A 26,750-nucleotide genomic window follows, 5' to 3' on the forward strand; every position below is an offset into this window, starting at 1 on the left:
GCTGCGGTTTTGGTCGTTTCTGGACAGTTGTCTGTACAGGTGTCGTCCTCGCGGGGGTGCGGCACGAACACTGTCTCGGGGCGTCACCAGACACTGTCGCCCGTTCCGGCGAGAAGCGCGTTCGTCAACCTCGGAGTTCGGCAGTCTTCCGTCCGCTCACGGCGCATCATGACTTACAGAGCCGAGACTTCGTAGGAGAACCGATCATGGCCACATTTCCTGCCATCGCCCACGTCGCGATCACCGTCAGCAACCTCGAGAACAGTTCTGCGTGGTATCAGACCCTGTTCGGAAGCGCACCCGTCCTGGATGAAGACGAGGAGGGCGGCACCTTCCATCACACCGTCTTCGAACTCGCCGGCGGGATGTTGTTCGGTCTTCACGCCCACACCGGAAACGCCGCCGATCAGCGGTTCGACGAGCGGGCCGTCGGACTCGATCACGTGGGGTTCGCCTGTACCCAGGACGAACTCCGGACCTGGCAGGATCGGCTCGACGCCGCGGGTATCCCGCACAGCGGAATCCGGCACGCGCACTACGGTTCCGGGTTGTCGTTCCGCGACCCCGACAACATCGCGCTCGAGTTCTTCGCACCGCCCGCGTGACGCGGTCGCGCGGCCTCGGCGCGTTGCCTCAGACGATGGTGTAGGTGCGGTCGTCCAATCCGCTGGCGCCATCCGGTGCCGGCGCCTGATAACGCTCGATCTGGGGCATCCCCTTCTGATCGATCGCCCGGCATTCGAGGGTGTGATTGCCCTTCGTCGCCTGCCAGACGAACTTCCACTGTCGCCAGGTGTCGATGCTGTACTCCGTGGTCAGCTCGGCGGGTTGCCACGGCCCCTGATCGACACGGACCTCCACGCGTTCGATGCCCGTGTGCTGGGCCCATGCGGTGCCGGCGACCACGACCTCGCCGGCCGGATGCTCGGTGCCGTCGGCCGGACGGTCGAACCGCGACGCCATCTTGATCGGGCCGAGGGCCGACCATCCGCGCGTCGTCCAGTACGCCTTGGCCTCCGAGAAGCGCGTGATCTCCCAGTCGACAACCCATTTCGTCGCCGAGACGTACCCGTACAACCCCGGCACCACCTGGCGGACCGGGTAGCCGTGTTCGAGGGGAAGCGGCGAACCGTTCATCCCGACGGCGAGGAGCGCGTCACGCCCGTCGGTGAGCGCCGAGATCGGAGTGCCACAGGTCCATCCGTCGACGCTGGTGGACAGCAGCATGTCCGAGCCCGGCCGGACGCCGGCGAGGTCGAGGACCTCACGCATCGGCACCCCCAGCCATGTCGCATTGCCGACGAGGTCGCCACCGACCTCGTTCGACACGCACGCGAGCGTCACGATCCGTTCGGTCATCGGCATGGCGAGCAGGTCGTCCCAGGACAGCGTCACCTCGCGATCCACGTCGCCGTGGATCCGCAGTCGCCATTCACCGGTGGTGAGGGTCGGGACCTGCAGCGCCGTGTCGATTCGATAGAAGTCGGCGTTGCTGGTCATGAAAGGTGTTGCGCCCGAGACCTCGAGCTCGGCACCGGCCGGGATCGGCGGCGCCTGGCTTGCGGCACGCGGCAGCAGCACCCGGGCGCGGTCGGCGACGACGCCCGCGGTGTCGGCGAGCACGCGCCGGGCCACGACCCCGACAACGACCGCGGCAGCCGCGATGCCGCCGGCGGTGAGCACGAAGCGGCGCGTGAAGTCGGACCGCGCAGCCGGTTTCGGCTCGTCGTCGGCCGACTCTCCGTCCGCCTCGTCGGAGTTCACCGAGGCGGGACCCAACTGGGCGATCAGCACGCGGAGCACGACGACGCCGACGACCCCCGCGACGATCGACGGCAGCGCGTTCGTCCAGGTCGCATCCGGACGGTTCAACGCCGCCAGCACGCCGACCAACCCGAAGGCCGCGATGACCACCGAGCCGAGCGGGGGTCGTCGTCGTTCGAGGTGTCCGCACGCTGCGGCGAGCATCGCGATGAGGATGCCCATGCCGATGAACAGGGCGAGCTTGTCGGCGACACCGAACGTCTCGATGGCCCACTTGCGGACCGCCTCGGGTGAATGGTCGACGACCGACGAGCCCACGGCGAAATACGGCGACGCGTCCGGCGAGGCCGGAACGGCGGCCAACTCTCCCGCGGCGAGCGCCGCGCCGACCGCGACCACGCCAGCCAGCGCGGGAGCCGGTGAGAAGGCGCGGCGCAACGGGCTACGGCGCACGGTGGTGGAGGTCATATTTCTTGATAGCGGAGGAACCTGTGAAAACGCCGTGGGCCACCCGTTCCGAGACCCGCCGGTGACCCGGCGATCTGTCCGCACCATCAATCGTTACCAAGACTAGAACAGGTTCTAGTTTGTCGGCTAATCTGAGCGGCATGGCTACCAGCACCGAGATCCCGGAGACCGTCGCGCTCGATACGGTGAGCGAGTTCTCCGACGAGGTCGACGTCGTCGTGATCGGGTTCGGCATCGCCGGCGGATGCGCCGCGGCGGAGGCCGCCGCGAACGGGGCGCGGGTGCTCCTGCTCGAGCGCGCCGCGGCTCCGGGCGGCACCACATCGCTGTCCGGTGGGTTCTTCTACCTCGGCGGCGGGACCGCGGTCCAGCAGGCGACCGGCCAGGACGACTCCGTCGAGGAGATGGAGAAGTACCTCACCGCCGTGTCGATCGAACCCGAGGCCGACAAGATCCACGCCTACTGCACCGACAGCGTCGACCACTTCAACTGGCTCGAAGGCCTCGGCTTCACCTTCGAGCGCAGCTTCTATCCCGAGAAGGCCGTCATCCAGCCCGGCACCGAGGGACTGATGTTCACCGGCAACGAGAAGGTCTGGCCGTTCAAGGACCAGGCCGTCCCCGCACCGCGCGGGCACAAGGTACCGGTACCCGGGGAGACCGGGGGCGCGAAGCTGGTCATCGATCTGCTCGTCACCCGCCTCGACGAGTTGGGTGCCGAGGTCCGGTATGAGACCGGTGCCCGCCAGCTGGTCGTCGACGAGCAGGGTGCGGTCGTCGGCGTGACGTGGAAGACGCCCGACGCCGAAGGTGTCGTCCGCGCGGACTCGGTGATCATCGCCGCCGGCGGCTTCGTGATGAATCCCGACATGGTGGCCGAACACACCCCGCATCTCGCCGAGAAGCCGTTTGTGCTCGGCAACACCTACGACGACGGTCTCGGCCTACGCATGGGCCGATCCGTGGGCGCCGCATTGAAGTACATGGACAAGGCGTTCATCACCGCGCCCATCTACCCACCCGCGAGCATGGTCATGGGCGTCATCGTCAACAAGTACGGCGAGCGGTTCGTGACCGAGGACTCCTACCACGCACGGACTTCGGGATTCGTTCTCGAGCAGCCGGATTCGGTCGCCTACCTCATCGTGAACGAGTCGCACATGAACGAGAAGCAGAACTATCTCGTACCGCTCATCGACGGCTGGGAGACCATCGAGGAGATGGAGCGAGACCTCGGCATCCCCGAGGGCAAGCTGCAGGCGACCATGGCCCGCTACAACGAGAACGCCGCAAAGAAGGAAGACCCCGACTTCCACAAGGCCGCCGAATTCCTCGAGCCACAGGACACCGGGCCGTGGGCCGCCTACGATCTGTCCCTCGGCAAGGCGATGTACGCCGGCTTCACCATGGGCGGCATGGCGACGTCGTTGGACGGCGAGGTACTCGACGAATCGGGCACCGTCATCACCGGCCTCTACGCGGCCGGCGCGAGTGCGACCAACATCGCCCAGGACTGCAAGGGTTATTGCAGTGGAACGCAATTGGGCGAGGGGTCGTATTTCGGCCGACGCGCCGGGCGCCATGCCGCGGCACGGGTGACCACGAGCGCGTGACGTAACCGGCTAACAACCGCCCTCCGGCAACCCGCGGGCGACGGAGAGTTGTCGGTGGCGCCGAGGAGGGCGGATACCGCTCAGCGTTTCGGTGTGAACCCGCGCAGACGCAGGCTGTTGCCGACGACGAAGACCGACGAGAGCGCCATCGCCGCGCCGGCGATCATCGGGTTCAGCAGCCCGGCGGCGGCCAGCGGAATTGCCGCGACGTTGTACCCGAACGCCCAGAACAGGTTTCCCTTGATGGTGCCGAGGGTTCGACGCGCCAGGGCGATGGCGTCGGCCACCGCGCGCAGGTCGCCGCTCACGACCGTCAGGTCACTGGCGGCCATCGCGACATCGGTGCCGGTGCCCATCGCGAGGCCCAGATCGGCCTGCGCGAGTGCCGCGGCGTCGTTGATCCCGTCGCCGACCATCGCCACCACGTGTCCCTGCTCCTGCAGTTCGGCGATCACCTCCAGCTTGCGGCGCGGGCTGACGCCGGCGGTGACGTCGTCGATCCCGACGATCGACGCCACGGCGCGGGCGGCGCCCTCGTTGTCGCCGGTGAGCAGCTTCGGCGTCAGCCCCAGCCGCCGGAACTCGGCGATCGCCGCGGCCGACGACGGTTTGACCCGATCGGCCACCACGAGAACTCCCACGGGAACCGGTTGTCCGGCAGCATCTTCGGCGTTGGAATCGGCGACCAGCACGACGACCGCGGTTGCGCCGCCGGATTCGGCGGCAGCGACCGCGTCGTCGAGTGCAGTTGGCAACGCCACGCCCACCTTGCTCGGTGACACGACGGTCACCAGTCGGTCACCGACGATCCCCGCGACGCCCGCGCCCTGCGTGGAGACGAAATCGCGGACCCGCGAGTCGATGTGGTCACGCCCGGCATCGACGATGGCCGCCGCGATCGGGTGTTCCGATCCCGACTCCACCGATGCCGCCCAGCCCAGGACCTGCTCGGTCTCGTAACCGTCGACGACGGTGATTGCGGCGAAAGTCATCTCGCCGGTGGTGACGGTGCCCGTCTTGTCCAGCACGATGGTGTCGACACGTCGCGTCGACTCCAGCACTTCGGGTCCCTTCAGCAGAATCCCGAGTTGCGCACCGCGCCCGGTGCCGACCATCAGAGCAGTCGGTGTGGCGAGCCCCAGCGCACACGGGCACGCGATGATGAGGACGGCAACGGCGGCGGTGAACGCGAAGGTCACATCGCCACCGGCGAAGTCGGTCGTCGACGCCACGCCGAGCCAGAAGCCGAGGGTGGCAAGCGATATCGCGATCACGATCGGTACGAACACCGACGAGATCCGGTCGGCCAGTCGCTGGACGTCGGCCTTGCCCTCCTGCGCCGCCGTGACCATACGCGCCATCTGGGCGAGTGCGGTGTCGGAACCGACGGCGGTCGCCTGGACGACGAGGAGTCCGCTCGTGTTGACCGTCGCGCCGACCACCGCGTCGCCGGTGGTGACCTCGACAGGCACCGACTCGCCCGACACCATCGACGCGTCGACCGCCGACGCGCCCTCGACGACCACGCCGTCGGTGGCGATCTTCTCGCCGGGCCGGACGACGAACTCGTCCCCGACCGTCAACTGTCCGATGGGTATCCGGGACTCGGCTCCATCGGGACGTCGAACCACGACGTCCTTGGCACCGAGATCCATCAGGGCGGCGAGCGCGTCCCCCGCACGGCGCTTGGCGCGCTTCTCGAAGTAGCGGCCCGCGAGCAAGAAGGTCGTGACGCCGGCCGCGGCCTCGAGGTAGATGTGCGATGAGCCGTCGGCCCGCTGCGGCAGCAGGTCGAAGCCGTGGGTGAGGCCGGGAGTGCCCGCAGTCCCGAGGAACAGCGCGTAGAGCGACCATCCGAACGCCGCCAGGGTCCCGACGGAGACCAGGGTGTCCATCGTCGTCGCACCGTGACGCAGGTTGATCCAGGCCGCCCGGTGGAACGGGTACGCACCCCACACGACGACCGGAGCGGCGAGCGTCAGGGACAGCCACTGCCAGTAGGTGAACTGGAGTGCCGGGACCATCGCGAGAGCGATCACCGGCACCGAGAGAATCGCGGACACGATCAACCGCCGGCGCAAGGCGTCCAGTTCGGGGTCGCGGGAGTCGGCGTCCGCCATGTCCGTGTCGGCGGTGGACGCAGGCGCGTCCGCCACGATCGGCGACGCGTCGTAACCGGCGGCGCGGACCACCTCGACCAGGTCGCCTGCCGCCAGACCCGCAGGCACCTCGACGTGGGCGCGTTCGGTCGCGTAGTTCACCGACGCGGTCACACCGTCGAGCTTGTTGAGCTTGCGCTCGATCCGGTTGGCGCAGGATGCGCACGTCATTCCGGAGATGTCCAGGTCGACCAGTTGCCCGGTGCTCGCGGTCATGGGTGATCACCTCCGTGCGGGCTCGATGACGGTTCGTCGGTGACCACGACGCCATGCGAGGGGGCATCGTGCGTCACCGGCTCGACGTCGGGACCCCATGCGCGGCCGACGCCGAACGCGAGAGCGAAGACCGCGATCAGCGCGACGACGTAGGCCAGGGGCCCGGTGGCGGCGGATCTCATGGTCAGACCAGCACGTAGCCGGCTTCGGTGACGGCCGTCGCGACCTCGTCTCGGCCGAGTTCACGATCGGCCGACACGCGCACCGAGCCGTCGTCGACGGTCACCTCGACGCTCGTCACGCCGGGCAGGGCCTCGATCTCCTCACGGACCGACGCTGCGCAGTGGCCGCAGGTCATGCCGGTGACGGTGTAAGTGCTGGTGGTGCTCATGCGCGTGCTCCTCGGATCGTCGAAGTGTGTGAGTGGTGGGTCAGGACTTGACCAGGCGCGTGATCGCGGCCATGGCCTCGTCGACCTTGGCCTTGCCGGCCTCGTCGCTCTCCTGCGCGGCATGCACCACGCAGTGGGCCATGTGCTCCTCCAGCAGACCGAGGCTCACCGCCTGCAGCGCCTTGGTCATCGCCGACACCTGGGTGAGGATGTCGATGCAGTAGGTGTCTTCCTCGACCATGCGCTGCAGTCCGCGTGCCTGACCTTCGATGCGCTTGAGTCGGCGGAGGTAGTCGTCCTTCCGGCCGATGTAACCGTGCTGGTGCTCGTCCATGATTCTCCCGTCCGGATACCCCTCAAGGGTATGCTCGACCAGGTATACCACCGTGGCGCCGATAACGGTACCCCCCTACCGTATCGGCGAGCGCAGCGAGCCTTGTGCTCCCTGAGGTGCGAGCGCAGCGAGCCACGAAGGGCTCAGCGAACCCGAGGGAGCAACCTACGACCGCAGCGCGGCAGCCAACTTGGCCAGCGCGCCGGCCACCTCGTCGAGTGCGGCTCCGATGGCCGCCACTCGTGCGGCGTCGAAACCCGGTGCACCGTGGTCGGGCCCGGATACGGCCGGGAGGTTCCCCGGCGTGACGGCGGCCGGCCGGGATCCCGGACCGCCGACAGCCGGGCTGCCGCGGTCGTGGCCGTCGACAGGGTCCACCGGGTCCGGTGAGTAGGCGACATCATACCCGTCGGCCCGGTGACGTCGACCCTGATAGTCATCGACGACCTGCGGCTCGACGTTGGTCGAGCGCCGTCCACCCCGATACGACGTGTTCGGTTCCGGGTCGTCCGACGCCGAGGACTGCGCGGCGAGCGACGCGGCCGGGTGCGAGTCGGGCAGGCGGTGCGACCCCATCCGTGACGAACCCGCTTGCGGCGGGGACTGACGCAGCGGGTCGACGCCGCGATCAGGCGCAACGGTCCGGGGATCGGGTGCCCCCGCGCCGCTCATCACCGACGGAGCGTGCCCGTTGCTGCGCGCATAGAAGTGCGGGCCGCCGTGCCCGGCGAAGAACACGCAGCCCGCGCCCTCCGGGGACGGCACCGGGCAGGGGTTGCGTTCGATGAGGGACTGCGCGCGGTCGTCGAAGTCGTTCCATTCGAGCCACAGCCGCCGGTCGTGCCGCGGATGCGTGCTCGCATCGGTGGCGTGATTTCCTCGGTGACCGATCGCCAGCCTGCACTGCAGCAACCAATCGGAGTCACCCGACAGTCCCAGCGCCGCGCGTTCGGCCGGCCGGCACACCACCGTCGACCAACAGCCCTCGCCGTTCATACGGACTCCCCTTCATGCCTTGCATCGCCGCGAGATCTTCGCACGACCACACCACTGTGGCGCGCACGGTCGTCTTCTCGTGCCCGTCGGCTTCGTGCCGCCCGGTAGCAAGCCCCCCGGCATGCATTTCCGCGGTGGCCGGCCCCCCCGTGGCCACTCTGTGGTGAAGATCCCGCGGGTCAGTCTACGAAGCGGGCCGGTCCGGTGCCACCCTCTTGGCCCCGCGCGTCTGAACTGACGAACGCCAGGATCCTCCCGTGCACCTCATCCGGCCGGTCGAGGTGCAGAAAATGGCCCGCTCCGGCGACGACCGCGGCCGCGCTGCCGGCCGGCAGCACCTCTCGGACGTGGTCGGTGAGGCGCGACTGCATACAACCATCGTCGGCTCCGTGCAGATACAGCGTGGGACAACGCGGTTCGCCCAGCCAGTCGTCCCGCATCGCAGCGTAGCGAGGATGAGTCCGCGGCCTGCGGAGCGCGCGGTAGTACCCGAGCGCCGCCGTCCGGTGAGCACGAGTGGGCAGCGCCGCCAGAGCGAGGTCGACGTCGAGTCGGTGGTCGGGCCGCGCGCCGGCGCCCGAGTTCAGTCGCCAGCGGCGCCACAGCAGCGGGATCAGCCGGTGGAGCACCCGTTCGGGTAACCACGGCACCTGGTTGAAGGCGATGTACCAGCTCATCAACGCCTGACGGGCGAGGGTCTTGGCTCCGTCGATCCCTCCGGCGAGCGAGCGTCGCACCGCCGGGACCGGCGGCACCGACATCGAGACCACCGCCGCGAACGGATTGTCGGCGCGATGTGCCACGGCGTTCGCCGTCATCGCGCCCCAGTCGTGCCCGATCAACACCGCGTCGGCACCCGCACCCGCGGCGCGATGAACCGCGACCGCGTCGTAGGCGAGCGCGGCCACGTGAAAGTCGTTGTCCGACGGTATTTCCGACGGAGCGTAGCCACGGGTGAAGGGAGCGATCACCCGATGTCCGGCGGCGGCGAGTTCGGGACCGAGATGCCGCCACGTCCATGCCGAGTCGGGGAACCCGTGCAGACAGACGACGACCGGCCCGGCCGCGGGGCCCCAGGCCAGCGCATGCAGCATGACGTGTCCGAGGTCCAGGGTGATCCGTTCGGGCGTCGCGATGGCCGGGTCGTCGTGATCGGGGCTGCCATCGCACCCCGAACCGTCTGCTGAGATCTGGGTCATCGTCGCCAATCTAACGCCGGCGGCGCCCGCCCGCATCGACTTCACCGGTCGCGACGAACCGGTCACGACGAACCGGTCGCGTCAACCGGTCGCAACCGCGGGGCGCGCCTCGCGCAGTTCGCCGTCGACGACGCGGAACGCCCGCGACTCCGCCACGTCGGCGGTCAGCGGGTGATCCGTGCGGACGTGCGCGCCTCGCGACTCGGTGCGCGCGGCCGCCGCGGCGACGACTGCCGCCGCGGTGAGCGTGAGCGCCGCGTCCTCGACATCGCGTACCGACTGCGCCGGCCGACGGGGCGCGGCGGCGATCGCGTCGGCGGCCGCGTCGAGCCCCGAGGCGGACCGTCGCAGTGCCACCTCCCGCGTCATCACGTCCTGCAGCACGTCCCGATCCAGGATGGGGACAGGCTGCTCGGCCCGCCGGCGACCGGCCTGCGGAAGCGGGAGCCCACGCCGGGTGACCGCCACCGCGGCTGCGCGTCGGCCCATCACCAGGCCCTCGAGGAGGCTGTTCGACGCCAGGCGGTTGGCGCCGTGCAACCCGGTGCGCGCGACCTCGCCGGCCGCGAGCAGTCCGTCCACCGCGGTGCGGGCCGACTCGTCGGTGACGACGCCCCCGCACAGATAGTGGGCTCCCGGCACGACCGGGATACGGCCGGATGCGGGATCCAGCCCGGCCGCACGCACTCCGGCGGTCACCGTCGGGAAGCGGTCCTCGAAGTCGACGACGCCGCTCGTGTCGAGATAGACGCACGGGTGCCCGGTGAGTTCGATCGCGGTCTGCACGGCGTCGGCCACCACGTCGCGGGGCGCGAGATCGCCCATCGGGTGGGCACCCTCGGTGACCGACCGGCCCTCGATGTCGACGAGTCGGCCGCCCTCCCCGCGCACTGCCTCGCTGATGAGCGTCCGGCGACCCCGCGCGCCGTCGGTGTAGAGCATCGTCGGGTGGAACTGGATGAACTCGAGGTCGGCCACCTCTGCCCCGGCGCGCAACGCCAGGGCGATGCCGTCACCCGTCGAACCTGCCGAATTGGTGGTGGCGGCGTAGAGGTGCCCGGTTCCCCCGGTCGCGAGCAACACGGTCGGGGCCAGCACGGACGCGGCACGCCCCGACCGCAGGCACGCGACGCCGACGGCACGGCCGTCGTCGATGTGGACTGCGGTGGCGATCGTGTCGTCGAGGAAGCGGATCGGCGGGACGTCCCCGCCGGTGCGGCCGGAGTGCCGGACGGCCTCGTGCAGGGCCCGCTGGATCGCGGCACCGGTTGCATCGCCCCCGGCGTGGATGATGCGCCGTCGGGTGTGACCGCCTTCGCGGGTCCGCAGCAGTGAACCGTCGACGTCCCGGTCGAATTCGGCACCCCAGCCGATCAGCGCCGACACCGACTCCCACCCGTCGGCGAGGATGAGTCCCGACGCCGTCGGGTCGGTGAGTCCGCCGCCGGCGGCGACCGTGTCGGCGAGATGGCGGTCCACCGAGTCGGCGGCCTCCGGGCCCGCCGCCCCGGGGATCACCACTGCGACACCGCCCTGGGCGTAGAACGTGGAGGTCGGCTGCTCCCGGCTCGCGGCGTCCCATCGCGGCCCCTTGTTGAGCACGACGACCCGGAGGCCGTCCTGCGCAGCCCACAGCGCGGCGGTGAGGCCTGCGATACCGGCACCCACCACCACCAGGTCGGCGTGGACCGTCTGTTCGGTCCCGACCGGCTCCAGTGTGAACCCGCTCATGTCAACCGCCTCTCGCCGCGGCGTCCGACACCGCGCGTCTCCGGGGCAACACCGCGCAGACGTTTTCGATTCCCAGTCGAAAACCTTACCCCGGCCGCGATGTTTCATCACCTCCTGTCGAGGCAAACCCGGACACCATGAAAACCCTCTGGTTCGACCCCGCCGGCGAGGCAGCCCCCGACTACCTGCCCGATGTCCGTCCGGAGACGATGCCGATCGACGTCGTCGACACCTTCGACCAGATCGTCGTCGGCGGCGGGATCACGGGCCTGACCACCGGTCTCCTCCTGGCCCGCGCCGGTCAGTCGGTCGCGGTCCTCGAGGCACGGCACATGGGTGCCGCGGCGACCGGCCACACCACCGGCAAACTGTCCCTGCTGCAGGGCACCCGGTTGTCGTCGATCGCGAGCCGCCACGGTCATGCGGCCGTTCAGGACTACGTCGAGGCCAATCGCGAAGCCCAGGCGTGGTTGCGGCACTACCTGGAGCACCGCGGGCTACCCGTCGACGAGCGGGCGGCGCTGACGTTCGCGGCCACCGCGTCCGGCGCGAAGTCGGTCGAGAAGGAGTACGAGGCGTGCCGCGCCCACGATCTGCCGGTCGAGCATGTGGACTGCCCCGAGCTGCCCTTCGACGTTCGGAGCGCGATCCGCCTCGACGGCCAGGCGCAGATCGACCCGATGGTCGTCCTGCGCGCCCTCGCCGACGACCTCCGCGCGCACGGCGGCCACTTCTACGAGGGCGTTCGCGCGCAAGGACTCCGCCACGGCTCACCGAACGTGCTGACGACCGACGCAGGTGACGTGCGTGCCCACTCGGTGATCATCGCGACCGGGCAACCCTTCCTCGACCGCGGCGGCTTCTTCGCGCGGGTCCACCCGCAACGCTCCTACGCCGCCGCGTTCACCGTCGACGGGGAGATCCCCCGGGAGATGTACCTGGGCTCGGACAACCCGTCGGTCTCCCTGCGGACGGTCACGCGCCCCGGCTACGACGGAGAGCTGTTGATGGTCGGCGGATTCGGCCACGAGGTCGGACGCACGAAGTCCGAGCGACAGCACGTCCTGGACATGCTGAGCTGGACCCAGAAGCACTTCCCCAGCGCCCAGATGGTCGCGCGGTGGTCGGCCCAGGATTACACGACGATCGACGAGATGCCCTATGTCGGACCGATTCTCCCCGGCGTCGACTCGGTGCAGGTGGCGACCGGTTTCGCGAAGTGGGGTCTCACCAACGGGGTCGCCGCGGCACTCGCCATGACCGGACGGATCCTCGGAACGGAGCCCCCGTGGTCGGCGACCCTGCGTCCGTGGCGATCGACCGAGATCAGCCGGCCGGGGTCATTGATCTCGGCGGCGTCGGCGAACGCACAGGTTGCGGGCTATCTGGCAGGCGGCTATCTCTCGCTGCTGAAGCCGACCGGCGCGGCGCCGAAGGAAGGTGACGGGACCGTCGGACGCTCCGGCATCACACCCGAGGGCCGGTGCACGGTGGAGGGTCAGACGCGGTCTGTCGCGCCGCTGTGCACGCATCTGTACGGGGTGCTGCGGTGGAACGACGCGGAGCAGTCCTGGGACTGCCCGCTGCATGGTTCGCGGTTCAGTCACACCGGCGAGGTCCTCGAAGGTCCGGCGACGCGAAACCTGGCTTCACACAACGACTGACGTCGCCACGCCGAGTTCATCGCGAACGCGACGCCCCGTCGACGGCGCCGGGCCGGGTCTCTCGGAGAGCGGCGTCCCCCAGGATCCGCCGAAACACCGGCCGGGTGAGCGTCGCCACCGGCCGCTGTACCGCGCCGGCCAGCAGACGCACTCCCAGATCGATTGCGCGCGCGTCGAATCCGACGGGGATGCGGTCGTGGCCCGCCAGCGCAGCGGGTACGTCGACGTCGACCAGGTACAGCTCGACGCCCGCGCGGGCCAGGCGTCGCGCCAGCGCCCGGCCCATGCCCGCCCCGGCGCCGGTGACGACCACCGGCCGGCCGGCGCATCGTCGGCGACGGGCCGCACGGGTTCACCGTCCTCGTGTGCCGTTCGCGTTTACCCTCTGGGGCGGCGGGTATCCCGCGCACCGGACGGAAGAGCACGGCGAACGGACCCGGACCAGGGTGACACCGACGAGAGGAGCCGACCGGTGAGCGTGTCGGACGCAGTTGTCATCGGAGCCGGCCACAACGGCCTCATCGCCGCGATACGTCTCGCCGATGCGGGCTGGGATGTCACCCTCCTCGAATCGCAGCGCGAGGTCGGCGGCGCGGTCCGCAGTGCGGAACTCACCCCCGGTTACGTGACCGATCTGTTCAGCGCCTTCTACCCGCTGGCGGTGGCGTCCCCGGTCTTCGCCGACCTCGACCTCGCAGGCCACGGTCTGCAGTGGAGCCGCGCGCCGCTGGCCTTCGGCCATCCGGCCGGACCCGACGACGTCGACGCGCCGGTGGTGTTCCCCGACGCGACCGACACCGCTGATCACCTCGCCACCTTCGACGAGCGCGACCGGCGGGCCTGGCTCGACCTGGTGGAGCAGTGGCAGCAGCTGCGGCCGGCGATCCTCGACACCCTGTTCGGCCCCTTCCCACCGGTCCGCGCGGTGCTGTCGGTGTTGCGGTCCCTCGGTACTGCGGACGCCCTGCGACTGGCCCGTTTCCTGATCCTGCCCGCCGACCAGATGGTGCGGGAGCTGTTCCACAGCGAGAAGGCCGGACTGCTGATCCTCGGCAACGCCCTGCACGCCGACATCCCGCTGCACGCCCCCGGCAGCGGCCTGATGGGGTATCTGCTCACCATGCTCGGCCAGGACACCGGGTATCCGGTGCCGGTCGGCGGGGCGGGAGAGCTGTCGGCGGCGTTGCGGCGCCGTGCCGAGAGCGCCGGGGTGACCGTCGTGTGCGACACACGGGCCACCGGCATCGACGTCCAGGGCGGCCGCGCCACCGGGGTCGTGGACAGCACCGGCCGCCGATGGCCCGCGAGACGAGCGGTTCTCGCCGACGTCTCCGCGCCCGCGCTGTACACCGAACTGCTCTCGGCCGACGACGTGCCCGCGCGCGTCCTCGACGACTTGCGGACCTTCACCTGGGACACCCCGGTGGTCAAGGTGAACTATGCGCTGAGTGAGAAGATTCCGTGGCGCAGTACCAATCTCAGCGGAGCCGGCACGATCCACCTCGGCGCCGACGCGCGCAACATCGCCTACGGGACCGCCGACATCGAAACCGGTCGCGTCCCGGAGCATCCGTTCCTGCTCTTCGGACAGATGACCACCGCCGACCCGGGTCGGTCCCCCGCCGGCACGGAAAGCGCATGGTCGTACAGCCATCTACCACGCGGGGTGACCGACGACGAGGCGGCCCAGCTGTTGGCCCGCAGGATGGACGCCGTGCTCGAAGCCCACGCGCCCGGTGTCTCCGACCTCATCGTGGGACGGCATGTCCAGACCCCGCACGACCTGCAGGCCGCCGACGCCAGTCTCGTCCACGGGACGGTCAACGGCGGCACGGCACAGCTGTTCCAGCAGTTGATCTTTCGTCCGACACCGAACCTCGGCGGCGCGTCGACACCGGTGGACCGGCTCTACCTGGCCGGCTCGGGGGCCCATCCGGGCGGTGGAGTGCATGGTGCTTGCGGCAACAACGCCGCACGCGCCGCCCTCGGCTCGGACGGTCTGCGCGGATTGCCGCGACGAGTGTTCGACCGCAACGTCATCCGTCGACTGACGAAGACCGACAACAACCACTGAACGGAGACCGGAGCATGAACCGAGTCGAACGCCACACGAGCGCAACACCGGCGCAGGTCTGGTCGGTGCTCTCCAACGGTTGGCTCTACGCATCGTGGGTGGTGGGTGCCTCCCGGATCCGCGATGTCGATCAGTCGTGGCCGCAGGCGGGATCGAAGATCCACCACTCGGTGGGGGTGTGGCCGGCTCTGCTGAACGACGAGACGACATCCGTCGAGTCGAAGGCCGGGCTCCTCGAATTGTCGGCGGCGGGCTGGCCTTTCGGACGCGCACGCATTCGCATGACCGTGGAGAAGGACGGAAACGGTTCCCTGATCGGCATGGAGGAGTTCGTGGAGACCGTGCCGCTCAGGTGGATTCCGCCGACGATCCAGGAGACCGTCATGTCCCCGCGTCTGAACGAGTGCCTGCAACGCTTGGCGATACTCGCGGAGAACCACGCGAGCTGACGAGGGTTGTGTCCACGTCGGTTCGGGTACTCGCCGGCATGACCACTGCACTCGCGATCACCTGCACCCTCAAACCGTCACCTGCCGAATCCAGCAGCGACCTCATCGCCCGGCACATCCTCGACGCCCTCGCCGAGCAGGGCGTGACCGGAGACATCATCCGCGCCGTGGATCACGGCATCCGGCCCGGAGTCGAACGGGACATGGGCGACGGGGACGCCTGGCCGGCGATCTTCGAGCGCATCGCCGCCGCGGGCATCCCCTGGTGATCACCACCCCCGACGTGGCTGGGTCACATGTCGAGCGTGGCACAGCGTGTGCTCGAACGTCTCGACGCGGAGATCTCCGAGACCGACGACGCCGGCCGCCCGAGCATGCTCGGGAAGGTCGCGATGTGCGGGGTCGTCGGCAAGGAGGACGGCGCGCACAAGATCATCGCCGACGTCTTCGGCGCACTCAACGACATCGGGTTCACGATTCCCGGGCAGGGCAACACCTACTGGAACGACGAGGCGATGGGCGGCCGCGACTACAAGGACCTCGACGCGGTCCCGGACCCGGTCGACTCGGCGACCCATGCCGCCGCCCGTAACGCGGCACACCTCGCGCAGCTGCTGTCACAGAACGCTTTTCCGGCGTACGAGTGATCACCGGACGACTCTGATCGTCTCCAGCTCGCCGTCGGCGGCGTCGGGCAGATCCATGCCCGCGTTCTTTTCGGAATTGCTCGTCGTCCGCGTGCACGAGCAACTCGCCGTGTCCGCCACCCGCGACGGCCATCGTCGCCGCCTTCACCGACGGCAGCTGCCGCAGGTCGAGAAGAACGCCATCCCGGCACCGGTCGCCTCGGCCATGAGGCCCTCCGCGTCGGAGAGGTGGATGCCGTAATCCGCTGGTCGTCGAACCCGCTGTCGGTCAGCGCATCTCGGTGTCGGATCGGTGACCCGAGGCCTCGGATGCCTGGCGTCGCAACCGCTCTCGATAACCGTAGGTGGCGCGCAGGACATCGTCGTAGCTGTCGGCACTCGAACCCAGGGCGCCGGCGAAGATCCCCATCGACGTCGCCAGCCACGCCAGGTACAGGTAATTTCGTAGGCCCACCGGATAACCCAGCTGTGCGGCGAGGAAGTTCTCCTCGATGACGATGAGCGCCGCGGCGAGAGTCGCGACGAACAGTCCGGCGTAGAGCACCACCGTACTGAACTCGACGGTGCACGCCGTGGCCATGTTGTAGAGACGGGCGCGCGGCTTGGCGGTGACCGCCGCGCGTTCCCACAACCGGTTGTTGACGATGAGCCAGACCGAGGCGAGCACCAACGACAGCAGGGTGATCGCGGCCAGACGCCACGCGCTCAACGCATTGGCCATCGACCAGATGGTCGAGAAGAAGATGCCGAACGACGCGGCGGCGGCGGCCGCCGCCGTCATGCCCGTGAGAGTCGGGATCAGCCGCCACGGCCGGTTTCCCCGGACCATTCCGGCCATCAGCTTGAGTCGGCGCGAATAGCCCTGGGCGCAGACGTATTCGGTGTTGTCCTCACGGACGACGACGATGCCGCGCTGCCGCTCGAACCCGCGCACCGAGTCATCACCGGTCATCGCCCCGGTGATGGTCGCGATCACGGTCCGGAGCGCTCGCCGCGGTGCGGGGCCAAGCGCGGGGAGCGAGACGACGGCGGCGTTGCGCTCGCGGTCCAGTTCGGCCAGAACCACGAGATTTCGGGGACTCCGGTCGTCGCCGTCCCGCGGCCGGTAGAGCCGCGGCATCTCGGTGACGAACACGATCACCTCGTCGGCCGTGTCCTCCGTGCCCCAGACCGTCTCCAGATCACCACGCGGCGTCATCTGCAGCGTGGTGTCCTTCGTGACCGTGTGGCCCCGGTACTCCAGCGACAGTTCGTCGGCGATCTGCTCGAACCGTTCCTCGCCGCGCTCGATCAGGGTGGCGGGCAGCCCGTGTTCGGCGACGATGCGCAGCGCACCGGCCCGCCCGTGGTCACGCTTCTGGCTGGTCATGTGCCCTGCCGTCATGATCGAAGTGGTGCTCTCAGTCCGGCGGTTCGGACTCCCCCGCCGCCGGCGAGTTCGGGTCGTCCTCGTCGTCGCGTGCGGTGGCGGCGGAGGGGTCCACCTGCTCGTCCGTGTCGGGTTCGTCGACAGTCCGCTCCTCGAGTTCGTCGACCTTGCGTCGAGCGTCGTCGGGCGTCGCGTCCGGCGTACCGGTCTCGGCCGGCTCCATGGGCAGTTCTTCGGTCATCGTGTTCGTCGACCCTCCGGTTGATGTCGCTCGGTGGTGCCTCTGTCAGAGGGACGGGTTCCCGTTCGTCACAGCGGGCAAACCCGGCGGGACACCGACCGAGCGCGGAGACGGTCGACCGTCACCGAGCCGTACTAGAGCGTCGAGGTGTCGATCACGAAGCGGTAGCGCACATCCGAGGCCACGACGCGGTCGTAGGCCTCGTTGATCCGGTCCGCGGAGATCACCTCGATCTCGGCACCGATGCCGTGTTCGGCGCAGAAGTCGAGCATCTCCTGGGTCTGCGCGATGCCGCCGATCATCGAGCCGGCGAAGCTGCGCCGCTTCCCGATCAGCGCACCCGCGGGCACGTCGATCGGGTGTTCGGGCAGCCCGAGTTCCACCAGCGTGCCGTCGAGAGCGAGCATGCCGAGGAATTTTCCGATCGGCAGGTTGGCCGACACGGTGTTCAAGATGAGGTCGAACGAACTGCGCAGTTCACGGAAGGTCTGCGGATCGCCTGTCGCGTGGTAGTGGTCGGCTCCGAGGCGCAGACCGTCCTCCATCTTCTTCAACGACTGCGACAGCACCGTCACCTCGGCGCCGAGCGCGTGGGCGATCTTCACCCCGACGTGACCGAGCCCGCCGAGGCCGACGATCGCCACCTTCTTTCCCGGGCCGGCACCCCAGTGCCGCAGCGGTGAGTAGAGCGTGATCCCGGCACACAGCAGCGGGGCTGCCTCGTCGAGTGCGATGCCGTCGGGAATCCGCAGGACGTAGTTCTCGTCGACGACGATCGACGTGCTGTATCCGCCGTGCGTGGGTGTCCCATCGCGGCCGACGGCGTTGTAGGTGCCCACGTTCCCCCGCTCGCAGTACTGCTCCTCGCCGAGTCGGCACGGTTCGCACTCGCGGCACGAGTCGACGAAACAGCCCACGCCGACCCGGTCACCGACCGCGTACCGGGTGACGTCGTCGCCGACGGCCGCGACCGTCCCGGCGATCTCGTGGCCGGGCACCACCGGGAACTTCGTCCCGCCCCACTCGTCGCGGGCGGTGTGGATGTCGGAATGACAGATCCCGGCGAACGCGATGTCGATCGACACGTCGTTCGGGCCCAGGTCGCGTCGTTCGATGGTGGTGGGTTCGAGCGGACGATCGGCGGCCGGGGCGATGTAGGCGTTGACCGTGGTGGGCATGCGGACTCCTCGGTACACATTCGATGGGTGGCAGATGGGCGATGCGCAACGCACCGACGACACACGAACAGATGCGGGCTGATGCATGTGTCCGACGCCCGCCAGTCTGCCCCCCGCGCGTTCTCCTTGCCATAACGGCACGTCGCGGCGTCGCGGGCGCTGTCCATCGGGGCGCGAGGGCACTGGATCCGTCGGCGATGATCGTTACAATGACCGACGGTGACGATCAACAGCTCAGTCGACGACGGTCAGCGCACGCAGTTGCACCCGGTGTCCCCCATCGCCGAGCTCACGCGATTCGGGACGACCACCGCTCATGCGGCCGCGGGCGTCGGACGCCTCGTCCTCCACACCGCAGGCGACGCCGTGCGCGGTCGCGCACCCGGCGCCGCCCGCGTCGCACACGAGATCCGGACCACCTTCGAACACCTGGGGCCGACGTATGTGAAGCTCGGGCAGCTCATCGCCTCGAGTCCCGGCGTGTTCTCCGAGTCCCTGTCCGCCGAGTTCGAATCGCTGCTGGACCGGGTGAAGCCGGCCGACCCGGCACTCATGCGCGAACAGTTCATCGCCGAACTCGGCCGCGGCCCCGAAGAGGTCTTCGCCTCGTTCGACCCGGTGCCGATCGCCTCCGCGTCGATCGCCCAGGTGCACACCGCGACCCTGCCCGGCGGCGAGGAGGTGGTGGTCAAGATCCAGCGCCCGGGCATCGCCGACCGCCTGGCCCCGGACGTCGCGATCCTCGAGCGCCTGGCCGGCCTCGCCGAGATCTCCGAGTACGGACGCATGCTCAGCGCGCGGCACGTGGTCGAGGACTTCGCGGCCGGGCTCGACGCCGAGCTGGACTTCCGTATCGAGGCCGACACCATGCGCGAGTGGTTCGCCTGCCTCCAGCCGGGACCGTACGGCGACCGTGTGCGCGTCCCCCGCGTCTACGACGACTTCACGACACAGCGCGTGCTGACCATGGAACGAATCCACGCGACCCGCATCGACGACGCCGCGGCAGTGCGCGCCGCCGGGCACGACGGTGTCGCGCTGTGCCGCAATCTCCTTCTGTCCCTGCTGGACTCGGCGTTCCACGGCGGCCTGTTCCACGGCGACCTGCACGCCGGAAACGTCCTCGTCGACGATGCCGGCAAGCTGGTCCTTCTCGACTTCGGCATCGTCGGGCGGTTCACTCCCCGCACTCGACGCATCCTCCGCCAGCTCGTCGTCGACCTCGTGGTGCGCGGCGACCACGAGTCCGCGGGCCGGGCCATCTTCCTCCTCGGCGCCGTGCACAAACCGGGCTCGACGTCCCAGGGCGCCGAGGACATCAAGAAGGTGACGACGCCGTTGTCGACCGCCGAGCTCGGTTCGATGTCCTACACCGACCTCGGACGGCAACTCGCCGCCGTCGCCAAGGCCCATGACGCCCGCCTACCCCGCGAGCTCGTCCTCGTCGGAAAGCAGCTGCTGTACGTGGAGAAGTACACGAAGCTGCTGGCCCCCCGGTGGAAGGCGATGTCCGACAAGGAGATCTACGGCTACATGGCCGGCATCCTGAAGGAGGCCGAGCGCGATCGGCGAGCCGACCGGGGCTGACCGCACGCTGCACATTCCGGCATGTCGGACCCACTGTGCCCATCTGTGGCAAACGCGACAGTTAGGGTGGGAGCGATCAGCTGATTCCAGGAGTCACACATGAGACGTTTTGTGCCGGCAGTGCTGGCCTTCTTCGGCGCTGCGTGCATCGCGGCGGCCATCGCCATACCGCTTTATCTCGTGCCGCAGTTGAAGGTGGTTCCGCTCGATCTGGACATCACTTCCGACGCCACCACGGTTGCCGCGGACGGTTCGACCGGGGAGCGCTTCCCAGCGGTGATCTTCGATCGCTGTTCGGTGTCCGAGCCCCGGGCCCGCACACTCGATGCATCGCTCACCCAGCAGCGACGCTCGATCATCACCGAGCCGTCGGACAGCCGCCAGGCGAGCCTGCAGTCGGCGCAGACCGTCCTCATCGAACGTCTGCGTGACGCCGAGGGAACCGAGACCGAACCGACGGTCGCCGCCGCGGGTGAAACGCGCACGTGCGAGGACGGCCTGCTGACCGCGACCATCGACCGCGTGTCGGTGAATCGCAAGACCTCGGCACCCAACGGCGCCGTCAGCTCGCTGCAGCTCGAGGCGGTTCCCGAGGGCGGCAACGTCAACGACGTGTCGGTCGCCATCGACAACCGCACCGGCTACCAGTACAAGTTCGGCTTCGACGTGCAGCAGCGTGACTACCCCTACTACGACCTCAACACCCGCCAGGACTGCGCGGCGAAGTTCGAGGGCGAAGAGACCATCGACGGGGTGAACACCTACCACTTCGTGTGCGACGTCCCGGAGACCGACCTCTCCAACCTCCCGAACGCGCAGGGCGAGGCGGCACTGGGCACGATGCTGACGATGCCCGCCCGCTGGTGGGGCATCACCGGACGCGGCGTGCGGGCGAACGACCCGATCACGATGCACCGGTACGCCGCCGCGACCCGCCATGTGTGGGTGGAGCCGGAGACCGGAACCATCGTCGACGGTCGCGAGGACCAGCACCAGTACTTCAAGTCCCCCGATCAGAGCGACGCCACCCCGGAAGCGGTGCGCGAGTTCCGTATGGACGCCTTGAAGGGCACCTTCAAGTGGACCGACGAGACCGTCTCCAATCAGACGAAGAAGGCCAGCGGCTACGTCGACCAGCTGAAGGTCGGCGGGGTGTGGGTCCCGATCATCCTGGGCATCGTCGGCGTGATCCTGCTGATCGCCGCCGCGCTGCTGTTCTTCCGCGGACGCCGTGACGACACCCGGGTGGACGACACCCCGCCGCCGACGACCCCGCCCGCCGACGAGCGCGACACCACGCTGATCAAGCGCGACGCACCGCCGGCCGGGGCAGCGCCCGCAGGCGGGAATCCGTGGGAGCGACCGACCGAGCAGATCCCCAAGGTCGGTGACACCCCGCCGGCCGACGACTCGGCCACGCGCACCTTCCGCAAACAGCCGCCACCCGAGTAGGCAAAGGCACGAGCGACCACCGCGGGCGCATCCGGTATCCACCGGGTGCGCCCGCGGTGTTTTCGGCGAGCAGTCGGCACCGCACGCCCCACTGCGGGTTGAGCCGGCACCGAGCGGAGCGAGGCGCCGAGTCGAAGCCCTCTCCGCAACCAGTCCCACCCAAGTGACCTCGACAGACGCGCGGGCACGCTACGCGTGCACGAGCTGCTCGGCCAGCAGGGGTTGCGCCACACCCCCCGCGGGTTGAGCCGGGCCACACCCCCTGCGGGTTGAGCCGGCCCCGAGCGAAGCGAGGCGCCGAGTCGAAGCCCCCTCCGCAACCGAACCCACCAAGGTGACCTCGACGGACGCGCGGGCACGCTACGCGTGCACAAGCCGCTCGGCCAGCAGGGGGCGCGCGCGGGCACGCTAGGGGTGCACGAGCTGCCCGACCAGCAGATACAACAAGGGCCGGTGACCCGAAGGTCACCGGCCCTTGTCAGAGGGTCTGACTCAGAAGAAGGCGGGGCGGAAGGTCTTGGCCCACGACTCCTTGAAGGTGCTCTGCCAGTAGTCCCACCAGTGCGCACCGTCCGGGGTGATCCGGGTGGTGAGCTTGACGCCCGGGACGAGCGCGAGGCGGCCGATGTAGATCTGGCTGCTGGTCGACGCGGCGACCTCGAGCGGGATCATCTGCGCGAACTTGACCGGGTCGAAGTTGGCGCTGGCCGGGTTGACCGACGAGTCGTACTTGCTGCCGACACCGCTACCGGACGAGACGTAGACGTTCTTGCCCGCCAGGTTGCCCGCGCTCAGGAACGGATCGTTCTGGAACCAGGTGCCCGCAGGGTAGAAGCCCCACATGTTGAACGGGTTGCCGCCGACCTCCGCGACCGAGGCCATGATGCCCTGGGTGAAGCCCGGCAGGGTGACCGTCGGGTAGCCGCTGTAGGAGGCGACCGCCTTGTAGAAGTTGGGATGACGCGACGCGAGGTTCAGCGCCGAGGTGCCCGACATCGAGAGTCCGGCGATGCCGTTGCGGCGGTTGTCACTGTTGTGACGCGCCTTCATGTAGCCCGGCAACTCGCGGGTCAGGAAGGTCTCCCACTTGTTGACACCCAGCCGGGGATCGGCGGTCTGCCAGTCGGTGTAGAAGCTGCCTGCGCCGCCGAACGGGATGGCGACGTTGGTGCCCTTGCCTGCCATGTAGCGGGCGACATCGGTGTTGATCAGCCAGCCGCTGTTGTTGGCGGGGGCGCGGAGTCCGTCGAGCAGGTACAGCGTCGGCTTGGGTCCGCCACCGCCGGCCGAGACGATGCACACGGGCACGGTCCGGTTCATGGCGTTCGAGCGGACGTACTCGACATTGCAACCGTTGGCCGCAGAGGCCTCCGGCGGAGCTGCGACCAGCGTCGCACCCGACACGGCCACGAGAGCCACGAGTCCGGCGACGAGGCGCTTACGGGCGCGTGTCAGCATTCGTCAGTTTTCCTTTGGATCACCACGGCCGGAGCCGGCCGCTTGCGGGTCTTGCCTACCGGGTACTGCTGCGGGCTTGTGTACGAAGACGTACGAGGAGGGATTGTATTGGTCCCCCCGGGCAGCGGTACCCGTCCTGGTGAAGTGTAACGGCACGATAACGCCACGGCAAAGGCGAGAGCGGGTCCCGTGACCCCATTACGGAGTGGTACACGTCACACTTCTCGACGCTGAACAGCCCATTCGAGACATAGGCGACGCGGCCGCCACGTGCTGCCCCTTTTCGTTCACACTCTCGCGATCCGGCCGTTACCGGTTTGCGTGGGCAACGGTGACCGTGGGTCCCGGGTCGCCGAGAGGCCCGCCCGACCCGCCGGCGGATCGCCGACAAGTCCGCTCGACCGGCTCCCGGAACCACTAGGGTCAGGACGTGCACATGGGTGAGTATCTGTCCGCCGACGCGACCACCCTGGCAGGTCTCGTCGCCTCCGGCGAGGTGACGGGCGCCGAACTCCTCGACCTCGCGCGGGCCCGCGCGGACGCGGTGAATCCGTCACTCAACGCCATCGTGATCCGGATGGACGCCGAAGCCGATGCCCGCGTCCGGGGCGATCTCACCGGGCCGTTCGCCGGTGTCCCGTTCCTCATCAAGGATCTCGCGCAGGACTACCGCGGCTACCCGACGACCCGTGGCTCTCGCGCGCTGGCGACACACATCGCCCGCGAACACTCCGTCGGCGTGCAGCGGTTTCTCGACGCCGGCCTGGTGATCTTCGGTAAGACGAACACCCCGGAGTTCGGCGCGAAGGGCATCACCGAACCCACGTTCTGGGGGCCGACGCGTAATCCCTGGGACCTCGCGGTGACCCCGGGCGGGTCGTCGGGTGGCAGCGCCGCGGCGGTGGCCGCCGGAATCGTCCCGGCGGCCGGGGCCAGCGACGGCGGCGGTTCCATCCGTATCCCCGCTGCGTGCACCGGGCTGTTCGGACTCAAGAGTTCGCGTGGCCTGATGCCGTTCGGTCCGCAGACCGGCGAACCGCTCTTCGGGATGGGCGTCGAAGGCGTGGTGACCCGAACCGTCCGCGACGCCGCGGCACTCTACGACGCACTCATCGGGCCGACGCCGTCGTCGACGTACCCGACGCCGCTGCACACCGAGAGCTACACCGCCCGGATCGCGACCCCACCGCGGTTGCTGCGGATCGGCTACACCACGACGTCGGCGATCAACGCGAATCCGCACCCGGAGGCGGTCGCCGCCGTCGAACACGCCGCGTCGGTGCTGACCGACCTCGGCCATCAGGTCGAGGAGGTCGCCCCACCGCACGACGACGCCGCACTCGCGCGCGATTTCCTCGACATCTGGTTCGCGAAATGCGCCGCGCAGGTCGACGAGGTGCGACGCCTCACCGGTGCTCCCGACTCCCACTTCGAGGCCGACACCCTGACCCTCGCGGAGCTGGGCCGGGCGGCCGGCGTCGTTCCCCTGTTCACCGCACTCGACCGGATCAACGACCACGTCCTGGCTCTCGACCGCTTTCATCAGACCCACGACCTGCTGCTGACGCCCACGCTCGCCGTGCCGCCGCCCCGGGTCGGTTCGATGACCACGCCGCCGGTCCTGCAGCGGGCGGCGCGACTCGCCTCGAGAGCACGGTCCGGCCGGGCCATCTCGCGCCTGGGGATCATCGACAAGCTGATCTACGAGAGCCTCGGCTGGGTGCCGTACACGCAGCTCGCGAATCTCACCGGCCGCCCGGCCATGAGCGTGCCGCTGCACTGGACCGACGCGGGCCTCCCGCTCGGCGTGCAGTTCGTCGGCCGGCTCGGCGCCGACGGTGATCTCCTCGCGCTCGCGGCCGGACTCGAGGCGGCCGCGCCGTGGTTCCACCGGTACGCCGACATCTCGCTGTAGTACCGGGCTAACCTCGTCTGCGAATGCACATGCCCGGAGCAGCCCGGGGATGGCGGCGGGCGTGAGGAGTTGCGGTGGCGGAGCACGGGGCCGACGCGGTGGTCGTCGGCGCGGGACTGGCGGGGCTCGTCGCGACATACGAGCTCACCAAGGCCGGGCGCCGCGTCGTGGTGGTCGATCAGGAGAATCGCAAGAACCTTGGCGCCCAGGCGTTCTGGTCGCTGGGCGGATTGTTCATGGTGGACACCCCGGAGCAGCGTCGACTCGGCATCAAGGACTCGGTGGACCTCGCCCTGCAGGACTGGATGGGGTCGGCCGGCTTCGACCGTGACGACGAGGACTACTGGCCACGCCAGTGGGCCCGCGCCTACGTGGACTTCGCCGCCACCGAGAAGCGGCAATACCTGCACGACCTCGGCCTGCGTATCACCCCGATCGTCGGATGGGCCGAACGCGGCGGCGGGTTCGCCGACGGCCACGGCAACTCGGTACCCCGCTTCCACCTCACCTGGGGAACCGGACCCGAGGTGGTCCGGGTCTTCGCCGAGCCGGTCCTGGAGGCGGAGAAGCGCGGGCTCGTCGAGTTCCGGTTCCGGCATCGGGTCGACGAGCTGATCGTCGACGACGGTACCGCCGTCGGCGTTCGAGGCGTCACGCTCGCACCGACCGACGTCGACCGCGGCCGCGAATCGAACCGGGATACCGTGGGCGACTTCGAGATCCGTGCCGGGGCGGTCATCGTCACGTCGGGCGGCATCGGCCACAACCACGACCTGATCCGCAAGAACTGGCCGGTCGAGCGACTCGGCCCCGCGCCGGAGACGATGATCTCCGGCGTCCCGGCCCACGTCGACGGCCGGATGCTGGAGATCAGCGAGACCGCGGGCGCCAACATCGTCAACCGCGACCGGATGTGGCACTACACCGAGGGCATCCACAACTGGGACCCGATCTGGCCCGATCACGCGATCCGCATCATCCCCGGCCCGTCGTCGCTCTGGCTCGACGCCAACGGCAATCGTCTCGCGCCACCGAACTTCCCCGGCTTCGACACCAATTCGACGATGAAGGCGATCCTGTCGGCCGGCCACGACTACTCCTGGTTCATCCTCACCCAGACGATCGTGGAGAAAGAGTTCATGCTGTCGGGTTCGGAGCAGAACCCCGACATCACCGAGAAGGACCTGAAGCTCACCGCGAAGAGCCGGCTGGCGAAGGGCGCATCGGGTCCGGTGGACGCCTTCGTGCGCAACGGCGTCGACTTCGTGGTCGCCGACAACCTGCCCGAGCTGGTGGCCGGGATGAACAAGATCGCCCGCGGCCCCGAGCTCGATCTCGCACACATCGAACGCATCATCTCCGCGCGTGACGCGGAGATCGGCAACAAGTTCTCCAAGGACGCGCAGCTGATGGCGATCACCAACGCGCGACAATTCCTCGGCGACAAGATCGTTCGCGTCGCCAAACCGCACCGGCTGCTCGATCCGGAGCACGGCCCGCTGATCGCCGTCCGGCTCAACGTCCTCACCCGCAAGACCCTGGGCGGGCTCGAGACCAACCTCGACTCCCAGGTGCTGCGACCCGACGGCAGCGCGTTCGACGGTCTGTTCGCCGCCGGTGAGGTCGCGGGCTTCGGCGGTGGGGGCGTACACGGGTACAACGCCCTGGAGGGGACGTTCCTCGGCGGATGCATCTTCTCCGGCCGCGCCGCCGGTCGGGCAGTGGCCCGGGCCACACCGCGCGGCTGATCCACGGTACGACCGCACGTCGTCGGCGAAAAGGGTTGCCTGCCCTATACATTCGCGGCACGATCTGCTGCCCCATGCCGGTACGCGATCGACTAGG

23 protein-coding genes and 1 pseudogene are annotated in these 26,750 nt (G+C 69.2%); 11 read left to right on the forward strand and 13 right to left on the reverse strand.

What is annotated here, in order from left to right; all coding sequences use genetic code 11:
• The first annotated feature begins 206 nt into the window (after positions 1-206).
• Positions 207-605 carry a VOC family protein gene (locus BCM27_RS23640; RefSeq protein ID WP_004020383.1) on the forward strand — a complete coding sequence of 133 codons (399 nt, stop codon included), beginning with the start codon at positions 207-209 and terminating at the stop codon, positions 603-605.
• 28 nt (positions 606-633) lie between these two features.
• On the opposite strand, the gene BCM27_RS23645 is transcribed toward BCM27_RS23640, so the two are convergent.
• Positions 634-2,232, reverse strand: a complete 1,599-nt coding sequence (locus BCM27_RS23645) for a molybdopterin-dependent oxidoreductase (RefSeq protein ID WP_004020384.1) — start codon at positions 2,230-2,232, stop codon at positions 634-636.
• 140 nt (positions 2,233-2,372) lie between these two features.
• Between BCM27_RS23645 and BCM27_RS23650 the strand changes: the two genes are divergently transcribed.
• Positions 2,373-3,845, forward strand: coding sequence for an FAD-binding protein (locus BCM27_RS23650; protein WP_033204138.1), 1,473 nt, complete (start codon positions 2,373-2,375; stop codon positions 3,843-3,845).
• Positions 3,846-3,925: 80 nt separating this feature from the next.
• Here BCM27_RS23650 and BCM27_RS23655 read toward each other — a convergent pair whose 3' ends face one another.
• The 7 genes from BCM27_RS23655 to nadB form a co-directional block, all read right to left on the reverse strand.
• Entirely contained in the window at positions 3,926-6,220 is a 2,295-nt protein-coding gene (locus tag BCM27_RS23655; RefSeq protein WP_004020386.1) for a heavy metal translocating P-type ATPase, read from the reverse strand.
• Positions 6,217-6,402, reverse strand: a complete 186-nt coding sequence (locus BCM27_RS23660; protein WP_004020387.1) for a hypothetical protein — start codon at positions 6,400-6,402, stop codon at positions 6,217-6,219. Before BCM27_RS23660 ends, BCM27_RS23655 begins: the two co-directional genes overlap by 4 nt.
• A gap of 2 nt (positions 6,403-6,404) precedes the next feature.
• Positions 6,405-6,611, reverse strand: coding sequence for a heavy-metal-associated domain-containing protein (locus BCM27_RS23665; protein WP_004020388.1), 207 nt, complete (start codon positions 6,609-6,611; stop codon positions 6,405-6,407).
• A gap of 40 nt (positions 6,612-6,651) precedes the next feature.
• Positions 6,652-6,945 carry a metal-sensitive transcriptional regulator gene (locus BCM27_RS23670; RefSeq protein ID WP_004020389.1) on the reverse strand — a complete coding sequence of 98 codons (294 nt, stop codon included), beginning with the start codon at positions 6,943-6,945 and terminating at the stop codon, positions 6,652-6,654.
• Positions 6,946-7,110: 165 nt separating this feature from the next.
• Complete coding sequence (locus tag BCM27_RS23675) at positions 7,111-7,941, reverse strand: hypothetical protein (RefSeq protein ID WP_004020390.1); 831 nt, start codon at positions 7,939-7,941, stop codon at positions 7,111-7,113.
• A gap of 179 nt (positions 7,942-8,120) precedes the next feature.
• A complete protein-coding gene (locus BCM27_RS23680; RefSeq protein ID WP_033204140.1) occupies positions 8,121-9,140 on the reverse strand; it encodes an alpha/beta hydrolase in 1,020 nt (339 codons plus the stop codon).
• 81 nt (positions 9,141-9,221) lie between these two features.
• On the reverse strand, positions 9,222-10,871 hold the full coding sequence (nadB, locus tag BCM27_RS23685) for an L-aspartate oxidase (RefSeq protein WP_004020392.1): 1,650 nt from the start codon (positions 10,869-10,871) through the stop codon (positions 9,222-9,224).
• A gap of 137 nt (positions 10,872-11,008) precedes the next feature.
• Here nadB and BCM27_RS23690 point away from each other — a divergent pair, with 137 nt between their 5' ends.
• Positions 11,009-12,535 carry an FAD-dependent oxidoreductase gene (locus BCM27_RS23690; protein ID WP_004020393.1) on the forward strand — a complete coding sequence of 509 codons (1,527 nt, stop codon included), beginning with the start codon at positions 11,009-11,011 and terminating at the stop codon, positions 12,533-12,535.
• A 16-nt stretch (positions 12,536-12,551) separates the two neighbouring features.
• Here the strand turns inward: BCM27_RS23690 and BCM27_RS26280 are convergent, their stop codons facing one another.
• Entirely contained in the window at positions 12,552-12,848 is a 297-nt protein-coding gene (locus tag BCM27_RS26280; RefSeq protein ID WP_004020394.1) for a hypothetical protein, read from the reverse strand.
• Between the two features lie 159 nt (positions 12,849-13,007).
• On the opposite strand from BCM27_RS26280, the gene BCM27_RS23700 reads away from it, so the two are divergent.
• The 4 genes and pseudogenes from BCM27_RS23700 to BCM27_RS23715 all read left to right on the forward strand — a co-directional run bounded on the left by BCM27_RS23700 (position 13,008) and on the right by BCM27_RS23715 (position 15,946).
• Positions 13,008-14,609 carry a phytoene desaturase family protein gene (locus tag BCM27_RS23700; RefSeq protein ID WP_004020395.1) on the forward strand — a complete coding sequence of 534 codons (1,602 nt, stop codon included), beginning with the start codon at positions 13,008-13,010 and terminating at the stop codon, positions 14,607-14,609.
• Between the two features lie 14 nt (positions 14,610-14,623).
• Entirely contained in the window at positions 14,624-15,058 is a 435-nt protein-coding gene (locus BCM27_RS23705) for an SRPBCC family protein (protein WP_004020396.1), read from the forward strand.
• A 38-nt stretch (positions 15,059-15,096) separates the two neighbouring features.
• Positions 15,097-15,705: pseudogene (locus BCM27_RS23710) on the forward strand (flavodoxin family protein).
• A gap of 55 nt (positions 15,706-15,760) precedes the next feature.
• Positions 15,761-15,946, forward strand: coding sequence for a hypothetical protein (locus tag BCM27_RS23715; protein ID WP_033204142.1), 186 nt, complete (start codon positions 15,761-15,763; stop codon positions 15,944-15,946).
• Between the two features lie 27 nt (positions 15,947-15,973).
• Here the strand turns inward: BCM27_RS23715 and BCM27_RS23720 are convergent, their stop codons facing one another.
• The 3 genes from BCM27_RS23720 to BCM27_RS23730 form a co-directional block, all read right to left on the reverse strand.
• On the reverse strand, positions 15,974-17,074 hold the full coding sequence (locus tag BCM27_RS23720; protein WP_110117452.1) for a hypothetical protein: 1,101 nt from the start codon (positions 17,072-17,074) through the stop codon (positions 15,974-15,976).
• Positions 17,075-17,105: 31 nt separating this feature from the next.
• Entirely contained in the window at positions 17,106-17,315 is a 210-nt protein-coding gene (locus BCM27_RS23725; protein ID WP_004020400.1) for a hypothetical protein, read from the reverse strand.
• A gap of 134 nt (positions 17,316-17,449) precedes the next feature.
• A complete protein-coding gene (locus BCM27_RS23730; RefSeq protein ID WP_004020401.1) occupies positions 17,450-18,493 on the reverse strand; it encodes an NAD(P)-dependent alcohol dehydrogenase in 1,044 nt (347 codons plus the stop codon).
• A 219-nt stretch (positions 18,494-18,712) separates the two neighbouring features.
• Here BCM27_RS23730 and BCM27_RS23735 point away from each other — a divergent pair, with 219 nt between their 5' ends.
• On the forward strand, positions 18,713-20,080 hold the full coding sequence (locus tag BCM27_RS23735) for an ABC1 kinase family protein (RefSeq protein WP_004020402.1): 1,368 nt from the start codon (positions 18,713-18,715) through the stop codon (positions 20,078-20,080).
• Between the two features lie 99 nt (positions 20,081-20,179).
• On the forward strand, positions 20,180-21,532 hold the full coding sequence (gene pgfA, locus BCM27_RS23740) for a cell envelope lipid trafficking protein PgfA (RefSeq protein ID WP_004020403.1): 1,353 nt from the start codon (positions 20,180-20,182) through the stop codon (positions 21,530-21,532).
• Between the two features lie 492 nt (positions 21,533-22,024).
• On the opposite strand, the gene BCM27_RS23745 is transcribed toward pgfA, so the two are convergent.
• Positions 22,025-22,990 carry an alpha/beta hydrolase gene (locus tag BCM27_RS23745; RefSeq protein ID WP_004020404.1) on the reverse strand — a complete coding sequence of 322 codons (966 nt, stop codon included), beginning with the start codon at positions 22,988-22,990 and terminating at the stop codon, positions 22,025-22,027.
• A 436-nt stretch (positions 22,991-23,426) separates the two neighbouring features.
• Between BCM27_RS23745 and BCM27_RS23750 the strand changes: the two genes are divergently transcribed.
• Positions 23,427-24,905 (forward strand): amidase, encoded by a 1,479-nt coding sequence (locus BCM27_RS23750; protein ID WP_004020405.1) that lies wholly within the window; start codon positions 23,427-23,429, stop codon positions 24,903-24,905.
• A gap of 74 nt (positions 24,906-24,979) precedes the next feature.
• Complete coding sequence (locus BCM27_RS23755) at positions 24,980-26,653, forward strand: FAD-binding dehydrogenase (protein WP_004020406.1); 1,674 nt, start codon at positions 24,980-24,982, stop codon at positions 26,651-26,653.
• Positions 26,654-26,750 lie beyond the last annotated feature (97 nt).

The organism is Gordonia terrae (genome assembly GCF_001698225.1).
GTDB classification, from domain to species: domain Bacteria; phylum Actinomycetota; class Actinomycetes; order Mycobacteriales; family Mycobacteriaceae; genus Gordonia; species Gordonia terrae.

Excerpts from the sequence above, each read along its gene's own strand:
- BCM27_RS23640 (WP_004020383.1), top strand. The coding sequence starts at position 207 with ATGGCCACATTTCCTGCCATCGCCCACGTCGCGATCACCGTCAGCAAC.
- BCM27_RS23645 (WP_004020384.1), bottom strand. The coding sequence starts at position 2,232 with ATGACCTCCACCACCGTGCGCCGTAGCCCGTTGCGCCGCGCCTTCTCA.
- BCM27_RS23650 (WP_033204138.1), top strand. The coding sequence starts at position 2,373 with ATGGCTACCAGCACCGAGATCCCGGAGACCGTCGCGCTCGATACGGTG.
- BCM27_RS23655 (WP_004020386.1), bottom strand. The coding sequence starts at position 6,220 with ATGACCGCGAGCACCGGGCAACTGGTCGACCTGGACATCTCCGGAATG.
- BCM27_RS23660 (WP_004020387.1), bottom strand. The coding sequence starts at position 6,402 with ATGAGATCCGCCGCCACCGGGCCCCTGGCCTACGTCGTCGCGCTGATC.
- BCM27_RS23665 (WP_004020388.1), bottom strand. The coding sequence starts at position 6,611 with ATGAGCACCACCAGCACTTACACCGTCACCGGCATGACCTGCGGCCAC.
- BCM27_RS23670 (WP_004020389.1), bottom strand. The coding sequence starts at position 6,945 with ATGGACGAGCACCAGCACGGTTACATCGGCCGGAAGGACGACTACCTC.
- BCM27_RS23675 (WP_004020390.1), bottom strand. The coding sequence starts at position 7,941 with ATGAACGGCGAGGGCTGTTGGTCGACGGTGGTGTGCCGGCCGGCCGAA.
- BCM27_RS23680 (WP_033204140.1), bottom strand. The coding sequence starts at position 9,140 with ATGACCCAGATCTCAGCAGACGGTTCGGGGTGCGATGGCAGCCCCGAT.
- nadB (WP_004020392.1), bottom strand. The coding sequence starts at position 10,871 with ATGAGCGGGTTCACACTGGAGCCGGTCGGGACCGAACAGACGGTCCAC.
- BCM27_RS23690 (WP_004020393.1), top strand. The coding sequence starts at position 11,009 with ATGAAAACCCTCTGGTTCGACCCCGCCGGCGAGGCAGCCCCCGACTAC.
- BCM27_RS23705 (WP_004020396.1), top strand. The coding sequence starts at position 14,624 with ATGAACCGAGTCGAACGCCACACGAGCGCAACACCGGCGCAGGTCTGG.
- BCM27_RS23715 (WP_033204142.1), top strand. The coding sequence starts at position 15,761 with ATGCCCGCGTTCTTTTCGGAATTGCTCGTCGTCCGCGTGCACGAGCAA.
- BCM27_RS23720 (WP_110117452.1), bottom strand. The coding sequence starts at position 17,074 with ATGACCAGCCAGAAGCGTGACCACGGGCGGGCCGGTGCGCTGCGCATC.
- BCM27_RS23725 (WP_004020400.1), bottom strand. The coding sequence starts at position 17,315 with ATGACCGAAGAACTGCCCATGGAGCCGGCCGAGACCGGTACGCCGGAC.
- BCM27_RS23730 (WP_004020401.1), bottom strand. The coding sequence starts at position 18,493 with ATGCCCACCACGGTCAACGCCTACATCGCCCCGGCCGCCGATCGTCCG.
- pgfA (WP_004020403.1), top strand. The coding sequence starts at position 20,180 with ATGAGACGTTTTGTGCCGGCAGTGCTGGCCTTCTTCGGCGCTGCGTGC.
- BCM27_RS23745 (WP_004020404.1), bottom strand. The coding sequence starts at position 22,990 with ATGCTGACACGCGCCCGTAAGCGCCTCGTCGCCGGACTCGTGGCTCTC.
- BCM27_RS23750 (WP_004020405.1), top strand. The coding sequence starts at position 23,427 with ATGGGTGAGTATCTGTCCGCCGACGCGACCACCCTGGCAGGTCTCGTC.